16 protein-coding genes are annotated in these 20,085 nt (G+C 64.9%); 4 read left to right on the forward strand and 12 right to left on the reverse strand.

Annotated elements, in window-relative coordinates; genetic code table 11:
- Positions 1 to 37 precede the first annotated feature (37 nt).
- The 9 genes from SLW52_RS08450 to SLW52_RS08490 form a co-directional block, all read right to left on the reverse strand.
- Positions 38 to 391 carry a hypothetical protein gene (locus tag SLW52_RS08450; RefSeq protein WP_320739992.1) on the reverse strand — a complete coding sequence of 118 codons (354 nt, stop codon included), beginning with the start codon at positions 389 to 391 and terminating at the stop codon, positions 38 to 40.
- A 786-nt stretch (positions 392 to 1,177) separates the two neighbouring features.
- On the reverse strand, positions 1,178 to 1,954 hold the full coding sequence (locus SLW52_RS08455) for a hypothetical protein (RefSeq protein ID WP_320739993.1): 777 nt from the start codon (positions 1,952 to 1,954) through the stop codon (positions 1,178 to 1,180).
- A 71-nt stretch (positions 1,955 to 2,025) separates the two neighbouring features.
- Positions 2,026 to 2,394: a hypothetical protein gene (locus SLW52_RS08460; protein ID WP_320739995.1), complete on the reverse strand. Its 369-nt coding sequence runs from the start codon at positions 2,392 to 2,394 to the stop codon at positions 2,026 to 2,028.
- A 55-nt stretch (positions 2,395 to 2,449) separates the two neighbouring features.
- A complete protein-coding gene (locus SLW52_RS08465; RefSeq protein ID WP_320739996.1) occupies positions 2,450 to 2,758 on the reverse strand; it encodes a hypothetical protein in 309 nt (102 codons plus the stop codon).
- 354 nt (positions 2,759 to 3,112) lie between these two features.
- Positions 3,113 to 4,165: a DUF4062 domain-containing protein gene (locus tag SLW52_RS08470; RefSeq protein ID WP_320744242.1), complete on the reverse strand. Its 1,053-nt coding sequence runs from the start codon at positions 4,163 to 4,165 to the stop codon at positions 3,113 to 3,115.
- A gap of 298 nt (positions 4,166 to 4,463) precedes the next feature.
- The gene (locus SLW52_RS08475) at positions 4,464 to 5,372 is read right to left on the reverse strand and encodes a hypothetical protein (protein WP_320739998.1); all 909 of its coding nucleotides are present in this window, start codon (positions 5,370 to 5,372) and stop codon (positions 4,464 to 4,466) included.
- An 86-nt stretch (positions 5,373 to 5,458) separates the two neighbouring features.
- Positions 5,459 to 5,668 (reverse strand): hypothetical protein, encoded by a 210-nt coding sequence (locus SLW52_RS08480; RefSeq protein WP_320739999.1) that lies wholly within the window; start codon positions 5,666 to 5,668, stop codon positions 5,459 to 5,461.
- A 244-nt stretch (positions 5,669 to 5,912) separates the two neighbouring features.
- Positions 5,913 to 9,701 carry a LamG-like jellyroll fold domain-containing protein gene (locus SLW52_RS08485; protein ID WP_320740000.1) on the reverse strand — a complete coding sequence of 1,263 codons (3,789 nt, stop codon included), beginning with the start codon at positions 9,699 to 9,701 and terminating at the stop codon, positions 5,913 to 5,915.
- Positions 9,702 to 10,146: 445 nt separating this feature from the next.
- The gene (locus tag SLW52_RS08490; protein WP_170268175.1) at positions 10,147 to 12,924 is read right to left on the reverse strand and encodes a TonB-dependent receptor; all 2,778 of its coding nucleotides are present in this window, start codon (positions 12,922 to 12,924) and stop codon (positions 10,147 to 10,149) included.
- Between the two features lie 295 nt (positions 12,925 to 13,219).
- Between SLW52_RS08490 and SLW52_RS08495 the strand changes: the two genes are divergently transcribed.
- Positions 13,220 to 14,242: a sugar kinase gene (locus SLW52_RS08495; protein WP_152239797.1), complete on the forward strand. Its 1,023-nt coding sequence runs from the start codon at positions 13,220 to 13,222 to the stop codon at positions 14,240 to 14,242.
- Between the two features lie 372 nt (positions 14,243 to 14,614).
- Here the strand turns inward: SLW52_RS08495 and fabV are convergent, their stop codons facing one another.
- The 3 genes from fabV to SLW52_RS08510 all read right to left on the reverse strand — a co-directional run bounded on the left by fabV (position 14,615) and on the right by SLW52_RS08510 (position 17,900).
- Complete coding sequence (fabV, locus tag SLW52_RS08500) at positions 14,615 to 15,820, reverse strand: enoyl-ACP reductase FabV (RefSeq protein WP_320740001.1); 1,206 nt, start codon at positions 15,818 to 15,820, stop codon at positions 14,615 to 14,617.
- A 353-nt stretch (positions 15,821 to 16,173) separates the two neighbouring features.
- Positions 16,174 to 16,806 (reverse strand): response regulator transcription factor, encoded by a 633-nt coding sequence (locus SLW52_RS08505; protein WP_017910062.1) that lies wholly within the window; start codon positions 16,804 to 16,806, stop codon positions 16,174 to 16,176.
- Positions 16,803 to 17,900: a histidine kinase gene (locus SLW52_RS08510; protein WP_267084882.1), complete on the reverse strand. Its 1,098-nt coding sequence runs from the start codon at positions 17,898 to 17,900 to the stop codon at positions 16,803 to 16,805. Before SLW52_RS08510 ends, SLW52_RS08505 begins: the two co-directional genes overlap by 4 nt.
- A 224-nt stretch (positions 17,901 to 18,124) precedes the next feature.
- Between SLW52_RS08510 and SLW52_RS08515 the strand changes: the two genes are divergently transcribed.
- The 3 genes from SLW52_RS08515 to lldR all read left to right on the forward strand — a co-directional run bounded on the left by SLW52_RS08515 (position 18,125) and on the right by lldR (position 20,076).
- The gene (locus tag SLW52_RS08515; RefSeq protein ID WP_320740002.1) at positions 18,125 to 18,706 is read left to right on the forward strand and encodes a methyltransferase; all 582 of its coding nucleotides are present in this window, start codon (positions 18,125 to 18,127) and stop codon (positions 18,704 to 18,706) included.
- Between the two features lie 10 nt (positions 18,707 to 18,716).
- Complete coding sequence (locus SLW52_RS08520; protein ID WP_320740003.1) at positions 18,717 to 19,190, forward strand: DUF2214 family protein; 474 nt, start codon at positions 18,717 to 18,719, stop codon at positions 19,188 to 19,190.
- 85 nt (positions 19,191 to 19,275) lie between these two features.
- Positions 19,276 to 20,076 (forward strand): transcriptional regulator LldR, encoded by an 801-nt coding sequence (lldR, locus tag SLW52_RS08525; protein WP_051064775.1) that lies wholly within the window; start codon positions 19,276 to 19,278, stop codon positions 20,074 to 20,076.
- The last annotated feature ends 9 nt before the right edge of the window (positions 20,077 to 20,085 follow it).

The following is a 20,085-nucleotide window of genomic DNA, read 5'->3' on the forward strand; positions in this document are numbered from 1 at the left end:
GTCAAGGCCCAAGCCTCCGGGCTTGGTGTGCGCACTGCTACACGCCGCCGCCCAGAAACGGCAGCACGATGAAACAGGTAATCAGGAGACTACCGACGGCGACGGCCGACAGGTAAGGCGCCGAGCGAGCTGAGCGATCCGTGGCCACGGAGTACCACGCTGCCGGAACCGAGATCAGAAGCGCCAGGAACGAGCCAACGCCAAGCACGGCGAACGCAACAGGCACCACTGGTACATCGCGCAGGAGGAGGGCCGCCACCGCAGAAATGACCAGACTTGCTTCAAGAACCAGCAGAGCAAGTACGGAAATCTTCGCCGGCTGCATAGACGTGTTCTCGGGGTCTGCCAACTGAATTGAACCGCACCGCGCGGCGGATTCGGGTTGCATCATCGTTAGGCGTTGGTGCCAAGGAAGGGGTGAAGCATGGACGGCGCTCCCCAGTACTGCCGCCAGGAGCCGAGCATGCCACAGATCGCGATCATGAGGACTTGTCCAAAGTGGACGCCGCACCGCGCGTCCATCACTAGACTGATGCCTGAAGTAAGCGGACTCACGATACGCATTCGTATCGCGTGGATTGTTTTACCCAGCATGTCTAGATAGACATGGCCACTGCAAGAAATCCTGAACTCATCCATACGAGAAGGCAAAGCCCGACACAAGGCAGCGCGAGCGCGCGCCAGCAGGCGCCAATAGCGGCGACGGCCGCAACAAGCAGAGTGGAGCACCAGAACATGGTGGATGCCCCGGCTCCCCAGACAAGCCAATACGGTGGACCAATCAGCGAGGCGCCAAGGACCGAACCAGAAGGTAGCCAGCCAGGCTGACGCAGTACGACCAGACAAAGCGTGAGGTAGCAAAGCACCAAGACAAGCAACGACGTGGTCGCAACGACTGCCCACCGCCGACGATCCAGTGCTTTCGGAGCATGTGGGGCCATCAAGAACCCTGCTGTTGAGCCTACGGCCTGGGTTGAGCCGCGCGCGGAGCATGCCGGCTTCGACGAATCCATACCAGGAGGCGCTGACGTATGAACAATGCTGCCGGGCGCTGCCACCGAGAATCGAGGTTCCCACAGATCGCGGTGTTGGCGCTAGAGCCGACTGAAATCGGAGCAAACTTACAGACGTGTCGCACACAACAAAGTGCACTCTCCCCTTGTCTTCGCGGTCTTTCCTATTTGCGCTCGACTAACCTGATCTGGTCGCCCTGCACAGTCCAGATCGTTCCCGCGGGCGCTGTTGCGACATAGATGGGCTTTCTGGCCCACAGGCTCCAGAACACGTGCGCCTCCGTGGGCACAGGATCGAGCAAGTGGGTGATCATCAGCGCCTCCACCTTTTGGCCCGTCTCTAGAACGATGCATGTGCGCGTGAATGCCCGCTGGGATACGACGCGCGCATCCTTCACCGAGAAGCGGTAGGTGCCGCCGATCGGCACCACGTTGTTCTTTGTCGTTGCTGGAAGAAGGTAAACGACCCAGTCTTCCTCGGGACTCTTGCCTGGCAACACAACGGAGTTGTACTTCTTCGCGCATCGCTCGAATTGCGCCGTCGTTGCCGCGGCGCGGGCTTGTGCCGCGCCCGCTTCGTAAGCGGTGAGTGCAACAGGCGCTTCCAGCGCCTTGAAAGACCCGGCCTTCCCGTTGGTGACGGCGACCCGATAGATCGCCGCCGGCGTGCTGTCCAGAAACGTCACGACGATGTCGGCGCCCTGCTGTTCCGTGACCCAGCCCCTAACCCGCTTGTCTCGCCTGAACTCAGGCACTGCCAGCACCGCGTCGGTCGCCACGGACGCGGCTTGATCATGCAGGTAGATCGTGCTTCCGACGGTTTGTGCGGACGCAATTTTGGCTGCCTCGTCGGCTGGCGAAAGCGCAGCTGGAAGTGCTTCGTCTGCATGCACCGACGTGCATGCCACAACGAGAATCGCGGTCAGTATCAGTCGAATCACTTACATTTCCGGTTATGAGTCCAGCGCCTGCATGGTGCCGCGCCGGGATGTGGCGGCCGCCCGGATGGATATTAGGCCGTATTCGCGACCTTGGGCAGATAGAAGTACGCCGTCAGCAGCGTAGTCGCAAAGAACATTGCCAAGAACAGATTGAGTGCCGCGATAACGGCCGAGGCAAAGAGCTTGTTCTCGAGCGGGTGACGCGACCGCCACAGATAGAGACCAATTGCCGCAGTAACGGCTGCACTGAGCCAGAGCGCGAATGGGGAATAAGGCAACCAAGCAGAAAACGATCGGGCGACCTGCGGCACGTGCGGCCCATAAGACTCGAGCTGGCTCGCGGGAAAAGCAGCGAGAACCTGCGACAGCTGTGCGGCCGTGGCAAGCGATCCGAAGAGGCCGCAGAGGTAGATCCAGACGCTGATGACAATCTTTAGCATGGGGTCCAACGAGCGTTAAGAGGCGGAGCCGAGCGAGATGGACTCGAATGAAGTGTCAGAACCCTGCCCGCGACAGCGCGTAAGTCAATTCCAACTGGTTGCAGCCATGGTCGTGCAAGATGCCATCCGCATCCAACACCCCAACCTCAAATCCGTCCTCAACGTCCTCGTAGTAGAGCAGGCCGGACGGCAGCTCCGCAATAACAAGGGCCTGCTCCAAGCCGAAGCTGCGCTGGAAAGGCACTGAGTAGAACGGCACACGGTAGCGGGCGAACGCAGTCTGCTGGGCAAGCGAGCAGCTAGGAAGCTGATCGGCCACCAGTGCCTCAAGCTCATCGACCGTAATGGGCTGCCAGGCTTCCATAGAACTCACTCGTTTGGACTAAGCCGCGTCGCGAGGCGAGATAGAAAAGTGCACTCTGACCCCTGTTTTCGCTTTCTCTGACCAGGTTTTGATTTGCCATGAAATTCGCGTGTTAAAGCTGGGGTTAGAGTGAACTTTCGAAGGTTCAGCACACAAGAATAAGTGCACTCTGCCCCGTGTTTCTAGACCCCTGTTTCTAGCAACGATGCGTTTCGCGGCATGGACGAGGCCAAGACCCGCCGCTTCGCTGGTGTAAGATCGGACTATCGGCCACGCAAACCCACTACGATCAACGAGCAAGTTAACCTGGCCCCTTTATCCGGTTCCTTTCCACCGACCCTTGTTCAATATCTGCTACGCATCGCTTTTTGATTTTGGTAGATTAGCCTCAGTAATCTTCCTCAAACTTTCAACTTTGTTGAGACGCCTTTTTCTCATTTCTGATAGCATTAGTAATCCAAAAGGAGAAAGTGACCAGTATTCGTCCTTATCTGCCACGGGCTTCCTGCGTTTGGAAGGTTCGACACATCCAAGCGCGGCCAAGTCAGCAAGGAGAGTCCGCAGTGTGTTTCTTGGAGTTGGCCAGATGCTGCGAAGTTCCTTGAAGGGAACATCATTTATATGCATAGCGATGTATCGGGCGATCTCTGCCAGCGAAAATTCGACCTGTAACTCCGGCGCTAGAACCTCAAATATTTGATAGAGCGTCACCTCCTTCCCAGATTCCCAATCGGCTCCGCTCTTTTTATGAAATGCGATAATTTGCTTATTATTTCTCAGTATTTCCATCACTTCAACTAAATTGGACTGCTTTTTTTCTTGCTCCTCGTAAATTGCAATTCGGCGGCGCAGCTCGGCGTTCTCCGAGCTTAATCTAACAATTTCTTTTGCAGCTGCCGCGTCTTGCACTTTAGAGGCCCGAACCCAGCCTTCCCTTGGATAAGCATTAAAGGCCTTCATTAGGGCAATTGAACATCTCCCATAGAGATCCTCTCCGTTTTTCCAAAAGCTGACTGGCTTTTTCTTCACTTTTTCTTTGAATGCCTTCAAACGCTTAATCGCGTTTTTATCAGAATCAGATTTTTCTTTAGGCCAAGATACACTTTCATCAAGAACAAAACCTAACGCAGGTATACCTTTTGAAATAGCGTAATCATACTCTTTCTCAGTGTAGCTCAAGCCTGCTGCATCACATGTTCCGTAGCAATGGGCAGCAACGACAACATAGTAATCTGATTGATCAATTTGCTTTTTTATAATGTTCCACTGTTCTTCGTCAGCAGCACTGAACATCTCCATCCCAACAGGGATATGCCCCATTTCTAAAATAGCCTTGATAACTAGGTCTCTCTCCTCGTGTAAATCGCGGAAGGTAGAGCTAACGAATATTTGAAACTTTGAAGACATCATTACACCTATTTATTAGATATGCTAACCAAACCAAGGATCGAGGTCGGAAGCTCTGTATTTATAAAATATATCTAGAACTTTCCTCTCTGACGAATTTACTCTGGCCAGTGCATAGTGCTCGGGTGAATACCTCCAGAGGTATCGCATAAAAAAATGTACTCTGACCCTGATTTTTGACCCTGATTTTTAGTCCACCGACGACGCAAACCCACCACGATCAATGAATAATTCAAACTGACCCCGTTATCCCATGCAACCTAAGGCCTTTAGAAGCGAGGTCGGCTTGGATGAATTATTAGACGACATCTCTAGGCTCGTCCGGGATAGCTGGTCCGTTTACAAAAGAATCTTCAATTTTTTCTTCATACCTCGCAGCGACCTTTGCCCAAGTCTTATCCTTTTTTTCGTTTCGCTTAGCCCAGAGCTGCTCTAGAACGGAGCCAAGTGCGTCACTTGGGTCTTTTAGACGAACGGACTTCATGCTCTTCTCTTTCTCGGAATATTCCAGCTCGAAAACACTTGCACAGTTGGAGGCGATGAGGAAGCCGTAGACATAGGTGTATAATCTAGCTTCCATTAGCCGAGAAAAGTCAACGTAACTGTTCTCCTTCTTTGCCCGCCACGCGGCGTAAACGGCTATTCGACCGATAGGGCTTGCAAGACTAAAGAAAGTCTTTAACTCGTTCTCACCCCACGATCCCGATTTGTTGTCATCGGAGGGCTCTGCCATAGTATTGGTCGGCGGGTCAGTTGGCGCGAGTGATTTTGAATTGTTTATCCGGTCTGGTATCGCCTCCAGGCCCGTTTCGATCCGCTCTGTCGTTTCAGATAGAGAGGCTAGGCCCGAGCGCATGTCATCAATGAGGCCATGGAGTTGCCCCGTACGCTCTTCTGCGCGCGCCTGGGCCCGCTGTCCTCCTTCTAAAACCGCCTTGAGTTCCGCTGCGATCTGCGTGAAATTTGACGCGCTTGATTCTACTGAGCCAAGTGACTGGCTAATGGTGCCGCTGGACACGAAGCCGAAAATGATCGCAAGGATACCGAGGACTAACGAAGTCACCGTTGCAGCAACGCTTAAGTATTCTGTGAAGCCCTGAAGATGGGTCCAGTCAAAAGTGATTAGCAGTACGATAGCGAGACTTAGGATCAGCGCTACATAGAAGAAATGGACGCCGAGGTTGCTTCGTGCATTAGGGCTAGTCATTCCGTTTTCCCGTTAACTTAGTGGCTATCTTTGTTATCTAACACTTGAATTAGACCGCACCTTATGGACTCTCCCAACTTAGAAAATTAAGGCTTATGCCGACGGTATTGATTGTTGGTGCTCGGGCTATGGTAGCTACCACCCTTATACGAAGAGCCGTGGCCCGACGTGTAGTGACCGCCGTGACTCGTCGTGTGGTGTGAACCAAATGCGCGCACACGTGCGTTCGCAGATGCGGCGGCTAGGCACAAGGCAAACCCCGCTAGCGCCGCGATGATCGAGACTTTGGTAAACATCGATTTCCCCTGAGAAAATTTGGCGTCCTAGCGTTCTCATTAAACATGGACGCTCTGCGCCGCATATCCCCAGGCGCAACCGTCCGATCAGGTCCTATGGAAGTCCGTTCTCCCCCCACAGACGATCTTGTTCTAGCACGGCGTCACACTTTTTTGGGAGACAAATGCAGCCATCCATTGGGGGCATTCCCAGGCGAAGTCACCCCGCTATGCAAAGCGCGTCGTGACCCAGGCCTCGATTAAACTAGGGCACATCCACCGCATTGTTTCTCCGCGTCAGTTCCGCCACGTCGCCCTCGGTGACGACACGCACCCGTCCTCCCTTGGCGCTTTTTCCGGCCGGCACCGCCAGCCGCACCAGCGCCGTCCTCGGCTCCAAATCCCGCGGCGCCTCCAACGCAGGAAACCCCGCCCGCGCCAATTCCCGACCCCGCGCATCCTCCAGCACCACGAACCCAGCCGGCGCATCCACATGCCCCAGGCTATGCACGGTGACTTCGATGGCATCGGCCATCACCCGCACATCCCCACGCCCAATCCCCAGATCCGGCCGCAGCTCGACCGGCACCGCGGCCGGCGTGACCAGCTCGAACTCCATCACCACCGTCTTGCCGGCCGGGAATTCCACATCCACCGCCCCGCTCTTCTCGAACGCGAACTCGCGGCTAGCGACCTTGCCGTCGATCTTCCCATCGCCATCGCGATCCACGCCCGCACGCATCCGCCACTGCCCGGCCGCGACATTCCACCCGGTCATCTGCGCCCGCTGCGTCTTGCCGCTGGTGTTGTAGCCGATGACGGTGAAGCGATCCTGCCGCGGCTTCGGCAGCAGCAGCGCTACCTGCACGGCGCCTTCGGGATCGGCGAAGCGCCAGCTGACGGTGTGGCCGGGGTAGGTCTGGTTGCGCTTGAGGGCGACGCCGCCGAGGCGGGCGCGCTGCAGGTTCACGGTGGGCGATTCGACGCGGTCGCTCCACCAGTGGCCTTCGGTGTTCATGTAGAAGGTCTGCAGTTTGTCGCGGGTCTCGGCGCGGTACAGGGTTTCCAGCCAGCGCGGGTCGCCGGTCTGTTCCCAGGCGACGTGGTGGGCGAAGTCGGGGGCGTCGTCGGGGTCGGCGTCGGCCGCCGCCTTGGCCAGGCTGGCGCCCCAGCTGTCGCGCTTGCCAAGCACGTCGAGGAAGTTCTCGTTGAGCAGGGACAGGCCGCCTGGGCCGGCCTTGGCGACGCGGTAGTCGATCGCCTTCAAATAGCGCGCATCGCCGGTCCAGCGGTACGCCGCCCAGAAGGTGTGCAAGGTGTCGGGGCCGCCGCTGCCGTCGAACAGGCTGCCGCCGCGGGTCTTGCCGGTGGCCCAGTTGATCTCGTTGGGCAGCGCCCACTGGCCCTTGGCGTCGGTGTAGGCGTGGGCGAGATAGCCGTCGGCCAGGCCGGTGACGATGCGGCGGCTGTTGGGGTCGGCGTTGTAGCCGCCCAGCAGCAGCGCCGGGTGCAGGATCGGGAACGAATAGGGTTTTTGCCACTGCCAGTTCGGTTCGCGGTAGACCTTGCGCCCGCCAAACCAGTTGCTGGCGAACAGCAGGTGGCCCTGCGGGTTGACCTGGATGATGCGGTCGAACGCCTTCACCGTGCGCATCAGCCGCTCCACCGTCAGCGGGTCGCCCCAGTTGAGGTAGAGCATTTCGCTGTTGATGTTGATGCCGTCCTCGTAGGAATGCAGTTCGTCGGTCTCGATGGTGGAGAGGCCGTCGGTGAACATGCCGTTGCGGTAGTTGGCGTCGGACAGGGCGGTGAGCGAGGCGTTGAGCTTGTCGGGATCCACGCCCATCAGGGCGACGCCGGGCCATTGCTGGGTGAGGTCGGAATCGTCGGAGATGCCGCCGCCGAAATCGCCGTAGTCGACCTGGCGCTCGTCGATCCACCAGTTGATGTAGCGGCGCGTGGCCTTGAGGTCTTCCAGTTGCCAGAACGCCCAGCCGGGCACGCCCTTGGGCGGCTGCGGCAACTGCACCGGCAGCGGGCCCTGGTTGCCGTAGCTGATGTCGGCCCAGTACTGGCGGCCCAGCGCGTTGTCCGGGTCTACCCGCAGCAGGTCGTGGATATCCGCATCCAGGCGCGCGTACAGGCGCTGGCGCTTGGAGGTGGTGTGTTCTTCGACCAGGAAGCCCCAGTTGTCCTTGACCTGGTTGAAGCGATCGGCGATGTGCTCGACCTTGGCCTGCTCGCGCGGCTTGAACAGCAGGCGGATCTGCGCACCGTCCAGCGTGCGCGCGTCGAAGCCGGGCGCGGCCGAGGCGATGCTGAGCATCAGGCTGTCGTCGGTCAGGATGCGGTCGCGCAGGTCCAGCCACAGCGTGCGCGCCTGCCCGGGCGCGACCGAGACCGACACGTCGAGCATGTCGCGGCCGGGCCAGATCGGATCCTTGACGCGGATGTTGAGCGGGATCAGGCCGTTGTGCGTGGCTGGCAGCTGCAGCGCCGGCAGGTCGATGGCGATGCCGTCCAGGCCGTCGTGCATGTTCTCCCAGCCGTACGACCAACTGCGCATCAGCGGCTGCGCGGCCGGTGCGTCGCCGAGGTTGGACGGAATCAGCACGTGGACGATGGGCAGCGGCGGCGCAGCGATCTTTCCGTCGGCACGCTTGCGCGACGGCGCCTTGGTCGGCAGCGCGACCACGGTGCTGCGCTCGTCCGGCGGGTAGCGCCCGGCGATGTAGGCGCGCAGCGCGGCGAGGTTGGCGTAGTCCGGGGCGACGTCGCTGCGCACGGTGTAGCGCAGCGTGGCGCTGGGGTTGGCCGGCTCGGCACCGGCGCCGACGTCGTAGGCCCAGATCTCCTGGATCGGAGTTTCCTGGGCGACGTTGGTGAAGCGCAGATGGCCGCCGCGGCGGCGTTCGAACTGATCGACGCTGCGCACCGTGCCCTGGGCGCGCGAGAACAGCGGCGTCGGCGTCGCACCATCGGCGGCATAGGTGGCCTGGCCGTAGGCGGCGCCGCGCAGTTCGATGCGGTTGAACGGTTCGTCCGGCAGGGCCAGGTCCAGCGCCTTGCCGCCTTCGACGTAGACGTTCCAGTCGGGCAACTGGAAGTAGTCGTTGCGGCCGGGCAGGCGCGAGCGGTTATAGACGCCGGGCCAGGTGGTCTCGGCGATGCCGTCGGTGGCCTTCCACATCCATTCCTTGAGGTCCTTGGCGTCGGCGAACTCGACCTTGCGGATGCGCGTGGACGGGGCATCCAGCGCCGGCGGTGCGCGGCCGTGGTCCCAGCCGAAGCGGTGCAGCCAGGCGTTGCGCGCGGCACTGTCGGGCACGGTCTCGGCGCTGCGCGGTTCCTGCTGCCGGGCCAGCGCGGCGACGCCCGCGGCGTCGAGCATGCGGTCGTAGACGCGGATCTCGTCGAAATCGCTGCCGCGCAGGAAGTTGTAGCGGCTCTGCACCTGGTGCGGGGCGAGTACGCGTGCGGCCAGGCCGAGCTGGTCGAGCGCGGCGTCGAAGTCGAGCGAGCCGCCGTCGGCGCAGGCCTGGGTGCAGTCCACGCGTGCGGCTTCCTTGCCGTCCACGTACAGGCGCACGCCGCGGGTCTCGTCCCAGGCGAAGGCCAGGTGGGTCCAGGCGCTCGGCGCGGGGAATTTGTCCAGCTTGAAGGAGACGCGGGTGCGCGCCAGGTTGGCGTCGGTCACGAAGGCATCGAAGCCGTGGCCGTTCCAATCGATGCGCAGCCAGGCCATGTCCCAGCTGGTGTGGTCGGCGTAGCCGACGCGGAAGATCACGAACGGCGCTTCGCCCACCGGGTAACGCGAACGCCAGAAGAACGACAGCGTGCCGCGCTGGGTGTAGAGGTTGCCGGGAGCGTTCCAGGACAGCACGCCATCGTCGGCCCATTCGATGGCCTGCCCGGACACGCCGGTCGGTACCAGGGCGATCTTGTCGCGGAAGTTGGGTTGGGGGTCGCCATGGGCGACGTCGGCGTCCAGGCCTTTGTCGGCGGAGACGCGGAACAGCAGTTCGGGAGTGGCGGCTGCGGCGATCGCTGGCAACGCGAGGGCACAGAGCAGGGCGAGGCGGTGTGAGATGCGACCTGGGCTCTGCGATTTGGAGACGTATGCAGTAGAGCCTTGCTTTGCCGAAGTGGGTAGGAACAGCGCGTCGCGGCTGAAGCCGCTCCCACATGTGCGGTACTGCACTGTGGGAGCGGCGTCAGCCGCGACGCGCGATGCCCGCACATCCTGTGGCAATCGCGGAGAGCCGATGGACGCAAGCAGGTGCACCGCCTTCGCCTTCAGGCGACGCCACACCCCAGGACCGATCGCCGACACACCACCGCCGGCGCCCACCGCGCTGCCGCACATTGCCTGTTTCATCTCGCTCCTTTGCGATCGGCGCGCACCGTGGCGGCGCGCGTCGATCTCCCTCCCCGGCCCGCGAGTATGCGGGCAGCGGGGCGTTGCCGATGCCGCAGCGCGGCACCGGCGAACGCAGTCTTCAGAACTTGTAACGCACCCCGATCGCGTACTGGCGGCCGGTCTCGCTGTAGGTCAGCGGCAGCTGCGCGCCGGTGGCGCTGGTCTGCACCCACTCGTAGTACGGCACATTGGTCAGGTTCGACCCTTCCAGGCTGATGTCGATCTTCTCGTCGATCTTGTAGGTCAGCTTGGCGTCCACGACATTGGTGCCGCGCATGCCGTGCATGTCGAAGCCGGTTTCCGTGGCCGGCACCTGGGTCAGGTAGCCGTCGCGGTGGGTCAGCGACACGCGACCGCTGAAGCGCTCGCCTTCGTAGAACAGCGTGGCGTTGTACGAATTCTTCGACAGGCCGGTGAGATCAGTGTTGAACGACAGCGCGCCGGTGCCGGTGACGTACTGGATCTTCGACTGCACGTAGGTGTAGTTCAGCTGGGTACCGAAGTTGGCCCACTTGCCCGGCAGGAAGCTGAAGGGCTGGATGTAGTTGAACTCCGCGCCCTTCAGCTTGCCGCCCGGGGTGTTGAGCGGCACGCTGAAGACGAAGTCGTCGGTGGCCGCCGCGCCGGTGCCGTCGAGCAGGCTGACCGGCAGGCCGCTGCTGGAGTACGGGGCGATGGTGCGCGCGGTCTGCACGAAGCTGTCGATGTCCTTGTAGAACAGCGCCAGGCCGAGCATCGCGCCTTCCTGCAGGTACCACTCGAAGCCGAGGTCGGCGGTCTTGGCGCGGATCGGATCCAGGTTCGGATTGCCGCCGCTGACCGTGCGCGCGCCGCCGGCGACGGCGACCGTCACGCCCGGGGTCAGGCTGCCCAGGCCCGGCCGCGTCATCACCTTGGCGGCGCCGAAGCGGATCAGGAAGTCCGGGGTGATCTCGGCGACCAGGTTCAGCGACGGCAGGGTGTCGTGGTAGTCGCGCTCGACCGTGGTGTTGATCAGGTTCGAGCCGACCAGGGCGTAGCCGGTGGAAGACTGGTTGGTCTTCACGTAGCGCACGCCGATGTTGCCGGAGAACGGGATCGCGCCGATGTCGAAGGCGAAGTCGCCCATCAACCAGGCGCCGCGGTCCTTCTCTTCCACGCTGCGGGTGTTGACCGCGCGCTCGGTCAGCGTCCAGGTGCCGGTGCCGCTGTAGATGCCCAGCGCATCGGCGATGCCGTTGAGGTCGGGCACCGCCCAGTTCGACGGCGTGCCCTCGATGCCCTTGAGCCCGGCCAGCGTCACCAGGTTGACCGGCACGATGCGGTTGCCGGTGGCGAAGGTCGGCACGCTGGTCTCGGACGCGCGGCGGAACTCCTTGGTGTCGAAGCCGTAGTTCTTGGCCAGCACGCCGCCCTTGAGGGTGAAGTTGGTGCCCAGGTTCCACTCGAAGTTCAGTGAGCCGGTGTCGAAGCTGTTGTTGGCCGACTGCGGACGCATGCGCACTTCGGCCAGGGTCCAGCCGTTTGCGGCGGTCGGGTCGATGCCGTAGTTGAACACCGGCGAGGTGTAGCTGTTGCGGTAGTCGTAGCTGTAACCGGCGACGTTGTTCTTGTCCATGATCACCGTGGTCTGGATCGGGTTCCGGTGCTTGGAACTGGAGGTGCCGATCTCGCCGGTGATCTTGAAGGTGTCGCTGAAGCGGTGCTCGCCGTTGAGGGTGAGCTGCTTGAAGACCGTGTTCCACTCGTCGTGGCGGTTCTCCGAGCGGATGTCGGTGTTGTCGAAGCGACCGTACAGCAGCGCACCGGAGGCCGGGTCGACGTAGCCGTCGCGCACGATCATGTCCGGCTTGCCGTTCTGCGAGCGGCCGCGGCTGAAGCTGATCGCCTCGATGTAGTGCTCGTCGCGCTTGGCATCGATCTTCGAGTACAGGCCGTCCAGCGAGAACTCGGTGCTGTCGTTGGGCTTCCACTGCAGCGAGCCGGTCACGCCCAGGCGGTTCTGCTCGTGCTCCATCTGCGTGTAGCGCGGGATGCGCGGGCTGAACACGTTGGCGCTGTTGGCGGCGGCGAACGGCGAGGTGGGGCTGTAGCCGTTGTTGCTCGGGCCGTTGGCCCAGCGCGTGGTGCCGCTGCCTTCCTCGAGCACCTGGCGCTCGGAGTAGGCCACCGACATCAGCGCGCCGAAGGTGCCGTCGGCCCAGGTGTTGGCGACCAGCGCGGCGATGCGCGGATCGGCCTTCTGCGACATGCCGTTGTAGGTGGCCTGGCCGTTGGCGGCGAAGGTGAAGCCGTCGTAGTCGAACGGCCGCGCGGTGCGCAGGTCGACCGTGGCGCCCAGCGAGCCTTCCTCGACGTCGGCCGAGGCGGTCTTGCGCACCACCATCTGGGTGAACAGGTCCGAAGCGAACACGTTGAAGTCGAAGCCGCGGCCGCGGTTGGTGCCGCCGCTCTGATCGCTGGCGCCGACCGTGGTCAGCGCTTCCATGCCGTTGATGCGCACGCGGGTGAAGTCCGGGCCGAGGCCGCGCACGGAGATGTTGCGGCCTTCGCCGGCGTCGCGGGTGATGACCACGCCGGGGATGCGCTGCAGCGATTCGGCCAGGTTGGTGTCCGGGAACTTGCCCACATCCTCGGCGACGATGGCGTCGACCATGCCCTTTTCGGCGCGCTTGATGTCCAGCGCCTTCTCCACGCTGGCGCGGTAACCGGTGACGACGACGGTGTCGAGCTCGGTGGTGGCATCGGCCGAGGCCGCGGCGGGCGGCGCGGCCGCCGGCGCTTCCTGTGCCTGCAGGGCACCGGCCTGCAGGGCCAGGCCGATCGACAGCGCGAGCAAGGTAACCGGTGTCTTCCGGCGTTCGGTACGTGATTGCATGTCCTCCCCTCCCAAGGGTTACATGACGGCGTGGAACTGCGGGCGTTGTCGCGAATGACACCGCTGGTCAAAACCAACGTTAACAGTTGCGAAACATCCCGGCATCTTGCAGCGCAACAGAGTGCCCGGCGACCCGAGGGTCTTTTCAGTCAATGAGATAGCGCAGGATCTCGACGTCGGCCAGTGCCGAAGCGCCTGCTGCCGCACAAAAATGACACCGCTAGTCACTTTTTCTGGTCGGCGTTTGCATTTCGCGGCATGCTTGGCGTCCCTTCGGCTGCCGGACCCGCTTGCCATGACCGTTTCCCGCATCGTCTGCTTCGGCGAACTGTTGCTGCGCCTGGGCGCGCCCGGCCACGAACGGCTGCTGCAGACGCCGCGGCTGGAGGTGCAGGTGGGCGGTGCCGAGGCCAACGTGGGCGTGGCGCTGGCGCATTTCGGCCACGCCGTCTCGGTGGTCAGCGTGCTGCCGGACAACCCGCTGGGCCAGGCCGCGGCCGGCGAACTGCGCCGGCATGGCGTGGACACCAGCGGGGTGCGCTTCGTGCCCGGGCGCATGGGCCTGTACTTCCTCAGCACCGGCGCCGGGCACCGCCCCAGCGAGGTCACCTACGACCGCGCCGGCTCGGCCTTCGCGCTGGATGCGGGCGACCGGCACGACTGGCCGGCGCTGCTACGGGGCGCGCAGTGGCTGCACCTGTCCGGGGTGACCCCGGCGCTGGGCGAACGCGGCGCGGCCGCGGCGCTGGCGGCCGCGCAGGCGGCACGCGCGGCCGGGGTGCGGGTGTCGTTCGACGGCAACTACCGCCCCAAGCTATGGGAGGCCTGGAACGGCGATGCGCCGGGCATCCTGCGCCAGCTGCTGGCGCAGGCGGACGTGCTGTTCGCCGACTACCGCGACCTGGAGGTGGTGCTGGGCCACCGCTACCCGCAGGACAGCGTGCAGGCGCGGGTGGAAGCGGGCGCGCGCGACGCCTTCGCCGCATTCCCGCAGCTGCAGGCGATGGCCTGCACCCAGCGCGTGGCGCACAGCGTGGACCGGCACAGCCTGGGCGCGATGCTGCTGCGCCGCGACGGCAGCGTCGCGCAGGCGCCAGCCGAGGAGCTGAGCGGCATCGTCGACCGCATCGGCGGCGGCGACGCCTTCGCCGCCGGCGTGCTGCACGGGCTGAGCCGCGGATGGGACGACACCGCCACGATCCGCTTCGGCCTGGCCGCCGGCTGCCTCAAGCACACGCTGCCGGGCGACGTGCTGGCGCTGAGCGAGGCCGAGGTGCGGGCGTGCGTGGGGGCGACGCGGTTCGATGTGAGGCGGTGAGGCGGTGAGGCCGGGAATGGGGAATGGGGAGTGGGGAGTGGGGAATCGTAAAAGCGCTGGCGCTGCGGGGTTTGCGTGCGGATCGGCGTTGCGTTGTGGCGTTTTTTTGTCTTGATGGTGTGCGGATAGTCCCGGCGTCGCGGCTTCGATTGTCGCGGCTGAAGCCCCTCCTACAGCAGATGCCGCGGGGATGGATGAGGTCTTTGTGGGAGGGACTTCAGTCCCGACGCGATTCGGTCGACGTGCCGCCACCGCTGCCTCGCCGTCACCGCAAAAAAACGGCCGACATCGCTGCCGGCCGCATCTTCTGTCCGGGGCCCGGGATCAACACGACGCCCGAATCCCCACTCCCGAATCCCGAATCCTCGCTCCTCAGAGCTCCACGCAATCGAACTTGACGTCGGGGTCGACCTCGGCGTCGTAGTCCACGTCCTTGCGCTCGAAGCCGAACAGCTTGAGGAACTCGTGCTTGTAGCCGGCGTAGTCGGTGAGCTGGAACAGGTTCTCGGTGGTCACCTGCGGCCACAGCGCCTTGCAGGCGTCCTGCACGTCGTCGCGCAGTTCCCAGTCGTCCAGGCGCAAGCGGTTCTCGTCGTCGGTGGCCGCGGGCTGGCCGTCCTCGCGATACAGGCGTTCGCGGAACAGGCGGTCGGCCTGTTCGATGGTGCCTTCGTGCAGGCCCTTCTCCTTCATGATCTTGTAGACCATGGAGATGTACAGCGGCATCACCGGGATCGCCGCGCTGGCCTGGGTCACCACCGATTTCAGCACCGCCACGTTGGCCGCGCCGCCGTGCTGCTGCAGGCGCGCATGCAGGCGCTGCGCGGTCTGGTCGAGGTCGACCTTGGCCTTGCCCAGCGCGCCGTGCCAGTAGATCGGCCAGGTGATCTCGGTGCCGATGTAGCTGAAGGCGACGGTGCGCGCGCCCGGGGCAAGCACGCCGGCGGCGTCCAGCGCATCGATCCACAGTTCCCAGTCCTGCCCGCCCATCACGGTGACGGTGTCTTCGATCTCCTGCTCGGAGGCCGGCTCGATCGAGGCCTCGATGATCGCGTCCTTGTTGGTGTCGATGGCGGTGGCGGTGTAGGTCTGGCCGATCGGCTTGAGCGCCGAGCGCTTCACTTCGCCGGTGCCCGGCAGCTTGCGCACCGGCGAGGCCAGCGAATACACCACCAGGTCGACCTGGCCGCCCATGTCCTGCTTGATCAGTTCGATGACCTTGGCGCGCGCCTCGTCGGAGAACGCGTCGCCGTTGATCGACTTGCTGTACAGGCCGGCGGCCTTGGCCTGCTTGTCGAAGGCGGCGGCGTTGTACCAGCCGGCGGTGCCGGCCTTCTTCTCGCTGCCGGGCTTTTCGAAGAACACGCCGAGGGTGGCGGCGCCGAAGCCGAACGCGGCGGTGATGCGCGAGGCCAGGCCGTAGCCGCTGGACGCGCCGATCACCAGCACGTTCTTTGGCCCGTCGTGGCGCACGCCGCGCGCGCGCGTGGCGGCGATCTGCTCGAGCACGTTGCGCTCGCAGCCGAGCGGATGCGTGGTGGTGCAGATGAAACCGCGGACTTTCGGATGGATGATCAACGTGAATTCCTCGTCGGCACAATGCCCGCGGCATCTTAATGTCTGCGGCGGGTGTGCAGAAGTCCCGGTGGCAGCACACGGCGGGGTATGGAGCGTACTGCGGGCGTGCGCGCGCGTTCGGATGGGTCGCGTCGCGACTGAGGTCGCTCCCACAGGGGAGGCGTCGCGGCGGCGGATGTCGTGCTGGCTGGAGGGAAACAGCTGATCGGCGAGCCGCAATCGCGCCATCGGTTGTCGCGGCTGAAGCCGCTCCTGCGGCAGGCCGCGGCACGGCACGGTCGCACCGTTGTGGGAGGGACTTCAGTCCCGCCGCGCTGCCGGTGGACGTCGCAGCGCCACCGCTGGTGCACGCATCAGATGATGCGCAAGGTGATCGCCTTGAGCACGGCACGGGTGCGGTCGCGGGTGCCGAGCTTGTCGAGGATGGTGGAGACGTAGTTCTTCACCGTGCCCTCGGCCAGGAACAGGCTGCGCGCGATCTCCTTGTTGGAGTAGCCGCCGGCGAGCAGGCGCAGGATCGCGACTTCGCGTTCGTTGAAGGTGTCGCGCGGGGCGTCCTCGTCGCGGTAGCGGTAGCGCGCACGCACCGGGTCGGTGCTGACCGGCTGCAGCAGGGTCTCGCCGGCGGCCACGCGCGCGATCGCCTCGCGCAGGTCCTCGGGCGCGGCGTCCTTGAGCAGGAAGCCCTGCGCGCCGGCGGCGGTGGCGCGCAGCAGCAGATCGGATTCGTCGAAGGTGGTGAGCAGCAGCACCGGCGTGCGGTCGCCGCGCGCGCGCAACTGCTGCAGCGCCTGGATGCCGTCCATGCCGGGCATGCGGATGTCGCTGAGCACCACGTCCACCGGCGTGGCCGCCACCACGTCGAGCAAGGCCTGGCCGTCGTCGGCCTCGCAGGCGACGACGATGCCCTGGGTCTGCAACAGCGCGCGCAGGCCGGCGCGCACCAGCACCTGGTCGTCGGCCAGGGCGATCCGCAGCGCGCTCACAGCGGCAGCCTCGCGCTCAGTTGCATGCCGCCGAGCGGCGTGCGGCCCAGTTCCAGGCGCCCGTGCAGCGCGGCCAGACGCTCGCGCATGCCGGCGATGCCGTTGCCCTCGCGGATGCGCTCGGCGCGGTGGCCGTCGTCCTCGATGTCCAGGCACAGCTGCTGCCGATCCTGGCCCAGGCGCACCCGCACATGTGCCGCGTCGGCATGCCGGGCGGCGTTGGTCAGCGCTTCCTGCACCAGCCGCAGCAGGGTCTCGGCCAGATGCGGATCGGTGATGCGCAGCGCCGGGTCGATCTGCAACTGCAGCTGCGGCCGCGGAAACGGCGCGGCCAGGGCGCACAGCGCGGTCTCCAGATCCACCCCGCGGTCGTCGCGCAGCGACTGCACCACTGCGCGGATGTCGGCCAGCAGCTCGCCGGACAGTCGCTCCACCGTCGCCACCTCCGGGCGTTGCGCCAGCGCCGGATCGGCCAGCAGCAGGCGCAACTGGATGCGCAGGGCGGTGAGCTTGTGCCCGGCCACGTCGTGCAGTTCGCGCGCCAGGCGCAGGCGCTCGGCGTCGCGGGTGCTGTCGGCGAGCAGCGCGCGGGTGGCCAGCAGGTCGGCGTTGACCCGCGCCAGCGCCTCGCGCGCCAGCTCGGCGGTGCGCGCGTAGTGCGCGCTGAGGCCGGCGAAAGCATGGAAGCCGGCGTAGATCAGCGTGGTCAGCAACGGATGCCTGATGCCGGCGGCGGACAGCGCCAGGAAGGTGCCCAGGTTGGCCAGCAGCGCCAGCGCCAGCACCGGCCGCGGCGGCCACTGCAGCGCCACCTGCGCGACCACCACCACCAGCAGCACCGGCGCGGTGCCGACGTGTGGCTCCAGCCAGACCAGGGCCATCGCCGCGGCTGCCTCGACCCACAGCGCGACATCGCGCCAGCGCCCGGGCAGGTAGTGCGCGCCGAGCAGCGGCAGCAGGAACAGCGCCGCCGCAGTCCAGCGCCAGGCCACCAGCGCATGCGGCGCGAACTGGAACGACCACAGCACGGTGGCCACGGTCAGCAACCCGGCCAGGCGCTTGGGTTCGATCAGATCGCGCAGGAATCGGTTCATGCGGCCGATGCTGACCGCGGGCCGATGCCGCGGCAATGGGGCGGGCGCAGAAAGTGACTTCCGGCAGGCGGACGGCATGACCAGCGGCCACTGCCGCGCCCCCCCGATGGCGCCACACTGCGTCCATGCCCTGCCGGGTGCCGGACGATCGGCACGCAGGACGGGCCCGGTTCATCCACCCTGCCACGCAATGCGTGGTGCACGCCGCCACGAGGAACACCGTCATGCTCCTGACCCTGCGCCATCCGGATCTGCTGTTCATGCTGCTCGGCCTGGGCTGGGGCGCGTACGAGATGCTGCTCAGCCGCCGCCGTCGCGCCGCCGATGGCGGTGCGCGCGACCAGGGCACGCTGCGCCTGCTGTGGCGCGTGCTGTACGCCGCGGTGGCGCTGGGCGTGCTGCCGTCGCTGCTCGGCGTGTGGCGCTATGCGCCGCACCTGCGCGAACCGCTGCGCTGGTTGGCCTGCGCGCTGCTGGCCGGCGGGCTGGCGCTGCGGCTGTGGTCGATCCGGGTGCTGGCGCGCTGGTTCACCGTCGACGTGACCATCCAGGAAGGCCACCGCCTGGTCCGCCACGGGCCGTACCGCTATCTGCGGCATCCCTCGTACACCGGCGCGCTGCTGGCGTTCTACGGGCTGGCGCTGGGCATGGGCAACGTGCTGTCGCTGCTGGCGATCGTGCTGCCGGTGACCTGGGCGTTCCTGCGCCGCATCCGGGTCGAGGAAGCGATGCTGACCCAGGCCTTTCCAGAAGAATACCCGGACTACGCCGCGCACAGCTGGCGGCTGCTGCCGTGGGTGTGGTGAGGCCGCCGCGATGGCGCTGCGCGACCTGATCCTGGCCAGCCTGCACCACCTGGCGATGCTGCTGTTGATCGCCACGCTGGTGGCGGAATGGACCCTGCTGCGTGCGCCGCCGGACCACCGCCAATTGACGCGGCTGGTCCGCGTCGACGCCGGCTACGGGCTGGCCGCGCTGCTGATCCTGGCGATCGGTGCCCTGCGCGTGCGCTACGGGCTCAAGGGCACCGGTTACTACCTGCACAACCCCTGGTTCTGGGCCAAGCTCGGCACCTTCGCGGCGATCGGCCTGCTCTCGCTGGTGCCGACGCTGCGCCTGCTGCGCTGGCGCCGGCAGGCGCGGCTGCAGCCGACCTGGTCGCCGAACGCGGCACAGGTGCGCACGCTGCAGCGGTTGATCGGGGTGGAACTGGGCCTGTTGGCGGTGCTGGTGGTGCTGGCCGCGGCGATGGCACGTTACGGCATGACCTTATTGGTATTACCAATTTAGGCGGCTCGCATCGTTGCAACCATTGACGTCGCGTAATCCAAGGCGCCTAATGGTCACACCATTCGCGCCCCGCCAGTTTATTGGTATGACCAATAGTCTTAAAGCTGCCGCCACTGCCGCTGCCGGCGAGTCCCCTGCCCGGCTCAGCGACCGGGTCGCCGCGCAGTTGCGCACGCTGATCGCGCAACGCGGCCTGGCGATCGACGCGCGCCTGCCCGCCGAGCGGACCCTGGCAGCGGAGCTGGGGGTGTCCCGCCCGGTGCTGCGCGAGGCCATCGCCCAGCTCGCCAGCCAGGGGCTGCTGCGGGCCCGGGTGGGCGGCGGCACCTACGTGCAACGGCCACCGACTCCGGAAGACCAGGTGGTGGCGCCGCTGCAGCCGTTCCTGCCGTTGCTGCACGCCGACCCGGAGTACCGTTTCGACGTGCTGGAAGCGCGCCATGCGCTGGAAGGCGCCACCGCCTGGCATGCGGCGCTGCGCGCCACCGACGACGACCGCGCGCGCATCGAGGCGGCCTACGAGGCGCTGCTGCAGACCCATGCGCAGGCCGATGCGGCGGCGCAGGCGCACGCCGACGCCGATTTCCACCTGGCCATCGCCGAGGCCACCCACAACCGGGTGCTGCTGCAGGTGATGCGCGGGCTGTTCGACCTGCTGCAGGCCAACATCTCGCAGAGCCGGCAACAGCTGTTCGAATCGCCGCGCATCTTCTCCGCCCTGCTCGCCCAGCACCGCGCCCTGCGCGACGCGATCCTGGCCGGCGACCCCGAACGCGCCCGCGCCGCCGCGCACGCCCACCTGGAATTCGTGCACAGCGCGCTGCGCACCCTCGACGAGGACGATGCGCGCCGCGCCCGTGCCTCGCGCCTGCCCTCCTCTCCCTGACCGCCCTGC

It is taken from the genome of Xanthomonas sp. LF02-5 (assembly GCF_034105325.1).
Classification (GTDB): domain Bacteria; phylum Pseudomonadota; class Gammaproteobacteria; order Xanthomonadales; family Xanthomonadaceae; genus Xanthomonas_A; species Xanthomonas_A sontii.